General features: G+C 37.8%; 11 protein-coding genes. All 11 read right to left on the bottom strand.

Annotation, left to right across the window (positions count from 1 at the left end):
- Positions 1-117 precede the first annotated feature (117 nt).
- Complete coding sequence (recD2, locus tag EJK17_RS08250) at positions 118-2,487, bottom strand: SF1B family DNA helicase RecD2 (protein ID WP_103662106.1); 2,370 nt, start codon at positions 2,485-2,487, stop codon at positions 118-120.
- Positions 2,480-3,127 (bottom strand): tetratricopeptide repeat protein, encoded by a 648-nt coding sequence (locus EJK17_RS08255; protein WP_103662107.1) that lies wholly within the window; start codon positions 3,125-3,127, stop codon positions 2,480-2,482. The genes recD2 and EJK17_RS08255 overlap by 8 nt, the downstream gene beginning before the upstream one ends.
- The gene (locus tag EJK17_RS08260; RefSeq protein WP_103662108.1) at positions 3,127-3,786 is read right to left on the bottom strand and encodes a histidine phosphatase family protein; all 660 of its coding nucleotides are present in this window, start codon (positions 3,784-3,786) and stop codon (positions 3,127-3,129) included. Before EJK17_RS08260 ends, EJK17_RS08255 begins: the two co-directional genes overlap by 1 nt.
- A 147-nt stretch (positions 3,787-3,933) precedes the next feature.
- Positions 3,934-5,061 (bottom strand): tRNA 2-thiouridine(34) synthase MnmA, encoded by a 1,128-nt coding sequence (mnmA, locus tag EJK17_RS08265; RefSeq protein WP_103662109.1) that lies wholly within the window; start codon positions 5,059-5,061, stop codon positions 3,934-3,936.
- Between the two features lie 4 nt (positions 5,062-5,065).
- On the bottom strand, positions 5,066-5,407 hold the full coding sequence (locus tag EJK17_RS08270; RefSeq protein WP_103662110.1) for a DUF1831 domain-containing protein: 342 nt from the start codon (positions 5,405-5,407) through the stop codon (positions 5,066-5,068).
- A gap of 48 nt (positions 5,408-5,455) precedes the next feature.
- A complete protein-coding gene (locus EJK17_RS08275) occupies positions 5,456-6,613 on the bottom strand; it encodes a cysteine desulfurase family protein (protein WP_103662111.1) in 1,158 nt (385 codons plus the stop codon).
- Position 6,614: 1 nt separating this feature from the next.
- The gene (locus EJK17_RS08280) at positions 6,615-7,310 is read right to left on the bottom strand and encodes a 5'-methylthioadenosine/adenosylhomocysteine nucleosidase (protein WP_103662112.1); all 696 of its coding nucleotides are present in this window, start codon (positions 7,308-7,310) and stop codon (positions 6,615-6,617) included.
- Between the two features lie 21 nt (positions 7,311-7,331).
- Positions 7,332-7,664 carry a hypothetical protein gene (locus tag EJK17_RS08285; protein ID WP_103662113.1) on the bottom strand — a complete coding sequence of 111 codons (333 nt, stop codon included), beginning with the start codon at positions 7,662-7,664 and terminating at the stop codon, positions 7,332-7,334.
- Positions 7,657-8,232 carry an NUDIX hydrolase gene (locus EJK17_RS08290; RefSeq protein ID WP_103662114.1) on the bottom strand — a complete coding sequence of 192 codons (576 nt, stop codon included), beginning with the start codon at positions 8,230-8,232 and terminating at the stop codon, positions 7,657-7,659. Before EJK17_RS08290 ends, EJK17_RS08285 begins: the two co-directional genes overlap by 8 nt.
- A 16-nt stretch (positions 8,233-8,248) precedes the next feature.
- Complete coding sequence (locus EJK17_RS08295) at positions 8,249-8,455, bottom strand: cold-shock protein (protein WP_103662115.1); 207 nt, start codon at positions 8,453-8,455, stop codon at positions 8,249-8,251.
- On the bottom strand, positions 8,455-11,238 hold the full coding sequence (gene ileS, locus EJK17_RS08300; protein WP_127796341.1) for an isoleucine--tRNA ligase: 2,784 nt from the start codon (positions 11,236-11,238) through the stop codon (positions 8,455-8,457). Before ileS ends, EJK17_RS08295 begins: the two co-directional genes overlap by 1 nt.
- Positions 11,239-11,289 lie beyond the last annotated feature (51 nt).

Below are 11,289 nucleotides of genomic sequence, written 5' to 3' on the forward strand. Positions count from 1 at the left end.
AAGTGTCTAAAAGCGACAGGGCATATCGTTTTACTACTACTTTAATTCTACAAGAGAACAAAAATAGTGAATCAATTATCCCGTCGGATAACTAATTCACTATTTAGCTTAGAATGTTTATTTTGCTTTTAAGGATATTCCCTCCATCCCAATCATTGGATCGATCATTCCTAAGTAGATTTTAGCTTTTGTCAAAATATAATCTTCAGTTTCTTCTTCAGCTTGCTTTTGCTCTTGCTCAGTTACAGACACTGGCTCTTTTTTCTCTTTAGGTTCAGTAACTTTCACATCCAATAACTTGCGCAATTTTTGTGTTAATCCGGTTTTCCGGTCATTTCCTGGAGTATTAAACGCAGCAATAAAGGCGCGCGGATCACCAACCAACACCAAGTTCTTCTCTGCCCGAGTAATTGCAGTATAAAGCAAATTGCGCTTGAGCATCATAAAATTCTGCATGGTTAAATTCAGAACAACTAATGGAAATTCTGATCCTTGCGATTTATGGATTGTAATTGCATAGGCACGGGTGAGATCATTTAGATCTTTGCGATTAAATTCAACTTCTCGCTCTTCAAAATTAGCTACTAGGCAGCACTTACTATCATCTTCATTAATTGCTACTACCTTGCCAATTTGCCCATTATAAATGTCCTTTTCAGGGTTATTTTGTAGCTGCAAAACGCGATCGCCAATTCGAAAAACTTCTTGATGAGCTTCAATCGCTTTGCGTTTTGGGCCATCTGGATTCATAATTTCTTGAATAATGTCATTTAAATTGTTTACTCCACCATTACCAAGATACATGGCGCTTAAAACTTGAATATCATCTTTTTCAAAACCACGCTTTAAAGCTAATTCAACAATTTGTCCGACGGCATCCGCCACTAATTGTGGCTTACATGGAATAAAAGAATAATTCTTAGTCTTTTTAAAGAGAATATCCTGGTTCTTTCCTTCATTAACATCATGGGCTAAGGTAATAATCGTTGAATCATCACCTTGTCGGTGAATTTGTTTCAAAATCGTAGTGGGAAAGGCTTGTGACTTAATTAAATCACTAAAGACATTACCCGCACCAACTGAAGGCAGCTGATCCTTATCTCCCACAAACACAATGTGGCGAGTTTGATTAATGCTGGATAATAATTGCTTAAAGAGAAACATATCAACCATGGACATCTCATCAATAATTAAAATTTCGCCATTTAACTCATTTAAATCTTCAGCATTATTATCACCAATGCCTAAACCTAACATCCTGTGAATGGTTTTAGCAGAAATTCCTGTGATCTCGCTCATTCTCTTAGCGGCACGTCCTGTTGGCGCTGCTAATAAGAATGGCGGATCTTCACTATATAAAGCAGAAGCGGGAATATCAGCTAACCGGCGTAAAACCAGCAAGATTCCGTTGATAATAGTTGTTTTTCCTGTCCCAGGTCCACCAGTCAAAATTGAAATCGGATGGTTAACGGCATTTTTAATCGCTTGTTTTTGCGTGTCATCATACTTGATCTTTAAATATTTTTCGGCATTGACAATGGCATCAGCAATATCTTCATCGTCATATTGCTCATCTTTTTGTAGTTCTCGTTTATCAACGAGATTTTTCATCAAGCGGGCAATCGCCACTTCAGTTTCATAAATATTGGCAAGTGCAGCTACTTCGTCATTAACAATAATTTTGCCATCTTCTTGCAACTGATTAATTTCATCGGCAATGACACCATACTTTTCCGCGTCTAAGAGCTTAGCACTTTCAACCACTAATTCCTTTAACTCAACATAAGTATTACCATCACTAGTTAAAGCATTTAATAAAACTTGAAAAATTGCTCCTTTAATTCTTTTCGGATCAGTCGCACTAATACCCAATTCTTGTCCGATCTGATCTGCTGTCTTAAAACCATAGCCAGGCACTTCGGCAACGAAAGCATAAGGATCTTCTTCTAACTTTTTAATGGTCTCGCCATGATTCAACTGATACAAGCGCGTAGCTGTTTTACGTCTAATTCCATATTGTCCCAGCTTTAGCATCACTTCAGCAAAAGAATCCATACTATTAATTCCAGATAATAAACTATCCTTCTGCTTCTGAGTTAGAAATAAAGTTGAAATCTTCGCCGGATTTTCTTTTAAAATAGCCAAGGCATTTAAACCTAAATCATCAATGATTTTTTCAGCTGCTTTTTTACCAATCCCTGGGAATTTATTAGAACTTAAATAGCGGGTTAAACTGCCTTCTTCATGTGGTAACACCTGCTTGTAGGTATCTGCTCTAAACTGCAAGCCAAACTTATTATGCATGACCAATCGACCATCAAAGCGGTAACTACCAGCAACTTGAATCTCACCAAAATTTCCAGTGACTTTGATTTCATCACGAGTATAACCTTCTAGTTTACCAATAATTTCAACACTTAGAATTTTATACATGTCTTGGTCGTTTTCAAAAACAATACCATTGACTTTACCAGTAAATTCAACCATTTTTCTTTTCCCTGTCGTTAATCATTTTTAAAATTGCAGCATATTGATCACGGGCATGTTGGTAGTATTTCTCATCCAGCTGCTTAGCCTGGTCAAAAAATTCTTCTGCTTGGTCACGATTCTCATTTAAGAGACAAACCCCTAATAAGAAATAGATTTTGGCAGTCCTTTGCTGTTCTGGAATTTTTTGATAGCTAGTTAAAGCTTGCTGCATATCACCCAAACTAAGCCAAATATCACCCAGCAGCTCGTAAACTCTGTTATCTACTTCTTTAATAGTTAAAGCAAAAGCCAATGCCCTTTGTCCTTGACCTAATTTAAGATAGGTTAAGGCCTTTTGATACAAGGTTAAGGCATCATTCGGAATTTGATCAAGCAAAGTTAGAGCCTGATCAAATTCTCCTTGCATGTAATAACAAACAGCAAGATTATAAAATAATTCTTGTGGCTTTTTGACTAAATGCTCTGCTTCTTCTAATAATTTTTGTGCTTGATCAAAACTACCTTGTTCAATTAAGTAAGTCGAAAGTTGCAGATAATTTTCTGTCTTTTGTGGATGTTGATCAATTTTTTTAACTAATAAATGAATGGCGCGGTCAACCTTGCCCGCGTCATATAAGTTTGCTATTTCTTTATCCATTATAACGAATCCGTCTTTGATAATTTTCTGCCTAAATAATCTGTTTCGTTCCAAACTACTGGCTTAAAAGTTTGACCACCATCATCTGTTTCAAGAATCGTCAAACTAGTATTACTTAAACCGCCGCGCTTACGTACATCTTTTAGCGGAGAGCCTAATAGACCTCCCATAATGGCAGACAAAGCAGCGCCATGACTGACTGCTAACACCTTATCATCAGCTTCTGGAAAGCGCTGAGCCATTTCTTGGGCAAAATTCTTTCCTCTGACAATGACATGTTCATAGTTTTCCCCATGAAGTTCTGTCGGATCATATTGTTCAGGATGATTCCAAAAGTTATCAATTTGCTTAGGATATTTCTTCGCAGCATCATCAAATTTCATGCCTTCCATATCCCCCAAATTAAACTCACGCAATCTTTCATCGATCACAACTGGTAAGTTAGAATTCATAGCATCATCAATTCCCTGGGCGGTATTAAAAGCCCGTTGTAAAGGACTGGCAAAAATCGCCCTAAACTTAGTACCTTTTAGATGGTGTCCCAATTTTTTAATGTCTTCTAAGCTTTGAGGTAATAAAGGTGAATCACCGTGACCACCTTGAAAGCGACTAGCTAAATTCCATTCAGTTTTTCCATGACGCACAAAATAAATCTGCATAGTACATTTTTTCTCCTTATAAGGATATTGTAGCAAAAAGCCTGTTAAAGTTTAATTCTTTCTAGTCTTTTTCCATCTTATCACACACGTGTTCTAAATAACAATTAAAAAAAGAGCTGAGAAATCATTCCCAGCTCAAATTATTTTTTAAACTAACTGTAATTGCTTTTCACCTTGGAAGGCAGAATCAATGTTGCCCCCGCCAAGACATTCTTCACCATCATATAAAACTAAAGCTTGACCTGGTGTAACGGCACGAGCTGGCTCGTCAAAGAAAACATCAGCTGTATTGTCTGCGGCATGATATTTCACAGTCACGCCAACATCACATTGACGATAACGGAACTTAGCACTGCAGTGAAATTCAACATCATGGTCTGGCTTACCAGTAAAGAATGACATATCACTAGCCTTCAACTCAGTAGCGTAAAGTAACTTACTGTCATAACCTTGTTGAACAATTAATTCGTTCTTCTTAAGGTCCTTACCCACAACAAACCATGGGTCAGTAGATTCCTTGGTTGAACCTAAGCCTAAACCTTGTCTTTGACCAATGGTGTAATACATTAAACCGGCATGCTCACCAACAACCTTACCATCTGGGGTCACCATTTTACCTGACTTAGCTGGCAAAAACTCGCTCAAGAATTTTCTAAAGTTTCTTTCACCAATAAAGCAAATTCCAGTAGAATCCTTTTTCTTAGCAGTAGCTAAGCCATTAGCTAAGGCAATTTCTCTAACTTGAGGCTTAGTTAAATTAGCCAATGGAAAGATTACTTTGGCAATTTGATCTTGATTTAATTGACTTAAGAAATAAGTTTGATCTTTATTACCATCCTTTGGACGCATCATGTGAGTTACACCATTAGCATCCTTAACGGTCTTAGCATAGTGACCCATGGCAATATAATCAGCATCTAAGTCCATCGCAAAATCTAAAAATGACTTAAACTTAATTTCGCTGTTGCACATCACATCAGGATTTGGGGTCCGCCCTTTTTTGTATTCGTTTAAGAAATATTCAAATACACGGTGCCAATATTCTTTTTCAAAGTTAATTGAATAATAAGGAATCCCAATCTTGTCAGCTACTTTTTTTACATCTTCATAATCTTCAGTAGCTGTACATACTCCAGCATCGTCAGTATCATCCCAATTTTTCATGAAAACACCGACAACGTCGTAGCCTTGTTGTTTCAATAAAAGTGCAGAAACTGACGAGTCAACTCCGCCACTCATCCCAACAACTACACGAGTCTTACTATTGTCAACCATCAAATCAATCCTTTACTTCAAGCAAAATTTTGCGCTCTTCTAGATCTTTTAAAATATAATTTAAAAGTTCAACTGTTGGAGCCAATTGCTTGTTTTTGAAAATATTAACTTTCTGCAAACCATTGCGATCAGTGACCACCATTGTTAAATGCGACAAGTCTTTATTAATTGTCATCTTCAGCTTAGTTGGAGCATTGTAAGGTGAATCATTATATAAAGGATGCTCGTAATTATAATTGCCTTTCACTGTTTTAGTAAAACCAGCGTCAATTAACGCATACAACTTAATATCAGAATTCAAGGTGAATTTACGATGATCACCATTGATTACAACAGTATTTGCCATTATTTTCCCTCACTTATTTATAATAAGTTGCTTTCTTTTTAAAAGCAACTATTTATTGCGATTTTGAATTTTCAAAACAATTTTACTTAAAGTTTGAGCAAAAGCTCTTACTTCCTCACCTGTATTATACCGTCCAAATGAAATTCTGATCGATTCATTAATACGTGGTGAATCTGGACCAAAGCAAGCAAGCAAAACATGCGACGGTTCAAGTGAACCAGCGGTACATGCTGAACCACCAGATACAGCAAAGCCAGCCAAGTCAAGATTAGTTTGTAAAGCAGTCGTAGAAACACCTACTAGATGCAAATTTAACACATGATGTGACATCGTTGGACCACGACCACCATTAACTTCATATTTGACTTGTTGAGCATCTAATTCTTGCAAAATTAGATCTTGAAAGTGCTCATATTTTTCTTGTAAAGTTTGATGTCCAATTGACATCACTTCTTTAACCGCTTCGCCAAAGCCTGCAATTCCAGGTACATTTTCCGTTCCTGCTCGCCGTTTCATCTCTTGTTCCCCACCGAGAACCAAATTAGGAAGATTAATATCCTTATTTTCATATAAAAATCCTAAAAACTTCGGACCGTTGATTTTATGAGCAGAAACAGAAAGCAAGTCAATATGCATCTTTTTAACATCAATATCAACTGTACCCATACCCTGTACATTATCGACGTGAAAATAGGCTTTAGTATCCTTAACCAGATTTCCGATCTCTTGTAACGGCATGATGGTACCGACTTCATTATTAACCGCCATCACTGACACTAAAATAGTTTCTGGTGTCAGATATTCTTTTAACTGGTCTAAAGAAATATGCCCCGTTTCATCCACGTCTAAGTATTTAACGTCGAAACCTTCTTGTTCCAACCGTTTCATTGGATTCAAAACTGAAGGGTGTTCAATTTTGGTGGTTACAATTCTCTTACCAAGCTCTTGGCGACTATGTGCTGTACCTAAAATAGCCGTATTATTACTTTCTGAGCCACCTGAAGTAAAGATAATTTCACCATCATAAGCATTAATTGCTTGGGCAATTTCATGACGCGCAATATCAACTGTATGACGGGCTTTTCGCCCTAATTCATAAGTGCTAGAAGCATTACCGAAATCATTCTTCATTTCATCAGTAATCACTTCAATTACTTTAGGTGACATCGGCGTGGTTGCCGCATTATCTAAATAAATTTCCCGCACATTAATTCATCTTTTCTATATAGTCAGTAATTAATTCCGCTGCCTTTGCGCCAACTTTTTTGACAAAAACATCAAAATCTTCACTAGCAGAGCCATCACCATTATCAGAAATTGCTCGCATCGCAACTAATGGTTTCTTAAAGGCATAAGCAACTTGGGCAAAAGCCGCACCTTCCATTTCACAAGCTAAAGCATCTGGGAAAGTTGCCTTGATTTCATCTTTTTGCTTACTTGATGCCACAAAAGAATCGCCAGTGACTACTAACCCTTCACGAAAGGCAACATTTTGCTCCTTAAGATACTTTGCAAAAGCTGCTCTTTCTGGTGAATCTAATACAAACTGGGCAGGTTGTTGCGGGATTTGTCCTTCAACATAATCACCTGCTGCTGTATTATGAGCATCATAGTACATAAAGGACTTAGCTAAGACTAAATCTTCTTGATGCACATCTGTCGCTAAAGCACCTGCAGAACCTGTCATGAAAATAACATCAACGTCAACATTACTTAATAAACTAGCTAAGTTCATTGCAGCTTGAACTTTGCCAATACCGCTTAAACCTAAATAAACATCATTTCCATTAACAGAAAAATGTTCGAATTCAGTTGATCCGAACATTTCTTTCTTTTCTGAGTGGAAATGATTACGATAAAATTCGGCTTCCTCAGCCATTGGGACAATAATCGCAATCTTCATTTCTATCCTCATTTCAATTATTTACAAGTGAAATAATGCTAATAAAACTAACACTATTAATACAAACACTATCAGAATAGCACTATTCAATCTTTTTTTCAGTTTTAAACGCTTTTTTTCAGACAGTTCCTCCTTACTTGGAGTGGAAACATCTGAATAATAGACTTCTTGGCCATCATCAGGTAATGGTTGGCGCGGTGGGTCTTTTTCGTCACGTCTAAAAGCTGGATTAACATCTACTGGAGTTTCTTCATCAGTATCATCAAAAGCTGATTTTACTCGATCAAAGATTTGACGAGGTTTATTACTCTTCGCCTTTTGTCTTTTACGATAATCAGAACGCTTTTCAGTCATTATCTGCCTTCGTACTTTGAGCACTAGTTAACAACATGTTTTCCCAAAAAGTAATGGCATAGATTGTCTTAGCATCGACAATTTTGCCTTCTGATACCAGTCGCTTTAAATCTTCTAAACTGTACCAATCGGAAGTCAAAAACTCATCTTCATCTAACGATCTTTTGTCTTCAAGTTTAGTCAAGGTATCACAGTAAAATAGATACAACTTTTCATCAGTAAAACCAGGTGAAGAATAAAACTCGGTGACTTCTTCCCAGTAATCGGCACGATAGCCGCCTTCTTCATTTAATTCACGTTTCATTGCGTCTAACGGACTAGCATCACTTGGATCAATCAAACCAGCTGGGATTTCTAAAGTCAATTGTTTAATTGGTTCACGCCATTGTTTAACTAGCAGCATTTGCTTTTTATCGTTGATGGCCATCACTGCTGAAGCTGGTTGGTGTGCCGCTACTTCTCTAGTAGCGGTTTCGCCATTAGGAAGTTGAATTGTTCTAACTGACAAGTCAACAATGCGCCCTTTAAAAATCGGCTGTGAAGAAATCTCGGTCTCTTTTAATTCCATTTGTCCATCCCTATCATTATTCGGCCAAAAAGACATTCACACATTGCAAGCCATTCTTGCCTTGCGCTAATTGATATTTTACTCTCTGGCCAACATTTAAACGTTTATAACCTTCTTCTTTAATTGCAGTATAGAAAACGAAGTAGGATTTATGATTTTGATCATCTTCAATAAAACCAAAACTACTTCCTTCATCAAACTGCTTAACAGTTCCTAAACGCATTATTTTTCTAATCCTTCTTCTACAGCTTCAGGATAGTTTGCTTCGACGATTTCAGCACAACGACCACAAAGCATAGGAAGCTTTGGATCCACGCCAATATCAGTTCTAATCATCCTGCACCGTGGACAAACTTCGCCTTCAGCATGTTTAACTACAACTGCAGCATTGGCAAGCTTTTCTACATCAGCTGGAGCTTCATCATCTGAAATCGTTAATTTTGATACGATTAAAATTTCTCTGAAGTCCGCATTTAATTCATCGAGCATTGCCTTTGTTTCTTTATCTGGGTAAATCGTGACAGCTGCTTCAAATGACTTCCCAATCAACTTCCTGTTTCTAGCATCTTCAAGAGCCTTCAAAACGTCATCACGTAATTTCATGAATTTAGCCCAGTTTTCAAGAAGTTCATCACGGTTAGCATAGTCTTCAACTTCTGGCATATTAGCAAGTTGAACGTAATCTTCGTCTTCCTTCAAGAAGCCCCACATTTCTTCCATAGTATGTGGCAAGATTGGAGTTAAAATTTTAGCTAATTTCACAGCTGCATCGTAAATGACAGTTTGCATTGAGCGACGAGCGTGACTATTTTCTGCTTCGATGTAAAGAACATCCTTGGCAAAATCAAGATAGAAGGCTGAAAAATCATTAGAAATGAAGTTAAAGACCTTCTTGAAGACTGTGGTGAAATCAAACTTGTCATAAGCAGCCAAGCATTCCTTCACCAAATCGTTTAACTTAACTTCCATGTATTGATCGACTGAACGAAGATCATCATAGGCAACACGGTTTTCCTTAGGATCAAAATCATTAGTGTTAGCAAGCATGTAACGGAAAGTATTTCTGATCTTTCTGTAACTTTCGGCAGATTGTTGCAAAATGCCCATTGAAACAGCAACATCGGAAGTAGTATCAGCTTGAGCTACCCAAAGACGGATAATTTCAGCTCCCATTTGCTTGATGACGTCGTTTGGTGAGATGACATTTCCAAGTGACTTAGACATCTTGTGGCCTTTATCATCAAGAACGAAGCCTTGTGACAAGACTTGCTTATATGGTGCTTGACCGGTAACAGCAACTGAAGTAATTAAACTGGAGTTGAACCAACCACGGTATTGGTCACTACCTTCAAGATAAAGATCAGCTGGATAGTGCAAAACATCACGTTTTTCCATGACGCCTGACCAAGATGACCCAGAGTCAAACCAAACGTCAAGAATATCCTTTTCCTTGGTAAATTCACCATTTGGTGAGTGTTCAGAAGTAAAGCCTTCTGGCAATAATTCCTTAGCAGTATGAGTGTACCAAGCGTTAGAACCTTCTTTTTCAAAGATCTTAGCAATATGTTCAATGGTTTCTGGTGTGACGATTGGCGTACCATCTTCAGCGTAGAAAATTGGAAGTGGAACACCCCAAGCACGTTGCCGTGAAATTACCCAGTCGCCACGGTCCTTAATCATGTTGTAAAGACGAGTCTTACCCCATGAAGGGATGAAGCTAGCCTTTTCAATTTGAGCAAGAATTTGATCTCTAAACTTGGCAATTGAAGCAAACCATTGAGTAGTTGCTCTGAAGATAACTGGCTTCTTAGTCCGCCAATCATGTGGGTATGAGTGCGTAAAGACTTTAAGCTTAAGAAGTGCGCCAGCATCTTTAAGTTTTTCAATCATTAACTTATCAACATCTTGGTAGAACATGCCCTTAAGTTCTGGTACTTCATCAGTATAGCAACCATGAGCATCAACTGGGCTAAAGATTGGTAAGTTGTACTTTTGACCTACGTTAAAGTCGTCTTCACCAAAGCCAGGTGCAGTATGAACTAAACCAGTACCATCAGCTAAAGTTACGTGGAAGCCTTCGATTACAAGACTTTCCTTATCGTAGATTGGATGCTTAGCCTTCATGTATTCCATGTCAGCACCCTTAACAGTTTGAACAACCTTGTAGTCATCCCAACCGATTTCTTCAGCAACTTTGTCAAGTAAGCCACTAGCTACAACGTAACGCTTGTCGCCCACTTGCACAACTGAATAATCAAACTTAGGGTTTACACAGATTGCTTCGTTGGCTGGAATAGTCCAAGGAGTAGTGGTCCAAATTACGAAGTAAGTATCCTTGGGATCAATGATGCCCTTACCATCAACAACTGGGAAAGCAACAAAGATTGAATTTGCTTCAACATCCTTGTATTCAACTTCTGCTTCAGCTAAAGTTGATTCACTTGACCATGACCAATAAACTGGCTTTTTACCCTTGTAAATGTAACCCTTCTTGTACATTTCACCAAAGACACGAATTTCTTGAGCTTCAAAGTCATGTTGCAAGGTAATATATGGATGATCCCAATCTGCCATGACACCAAGACGCTTAAAGTCAGTCATTTGCTTTTGAATTTGTTCTTCGGCATATTGACGACATAATTCACGATACTTTGCGCGATCCATGGTCTTACGATCTACACCCTTTTTAGCAAGTTGTTGTTCTACTGGAAGACCGTGAGTATCCCAACCTGGTACGTATGGTGCGTAAAAACCATTCATATTCTTGTAGCGAACAATAATATCCTTTGAGATCTTGTTTAAAGCGTGACCCATGTGAATATTACCATTAGCAAATGGAGGGCCATCGTGTAAATCAAAACGAGGCTTACTTTCGTTTAACTTTAATCTTTGTTCGTATAACTTGTTTTCTTCCCATTCTTTTTGCCATTGAGCTTCACGAACTGGAAGATTTCCGCGCATCTTAAACTTAGTCTTACCTAAATTTAGAGTATCTTTGATTCTCATTCATAAATTCCTTTCTAAAAAAGAAAACCTCGTCCCTAATTAGGACGAGGT

The organism is Lactobacillus xujianguonis, assembly GCF_004009905.1.
Taxonomy (GTDB): Bacteria; Bacillota; Bacilli; order Lactobacillales; family Lactobacillaceae; genus Lactobacillus; species Lactobacillus xujianguonis.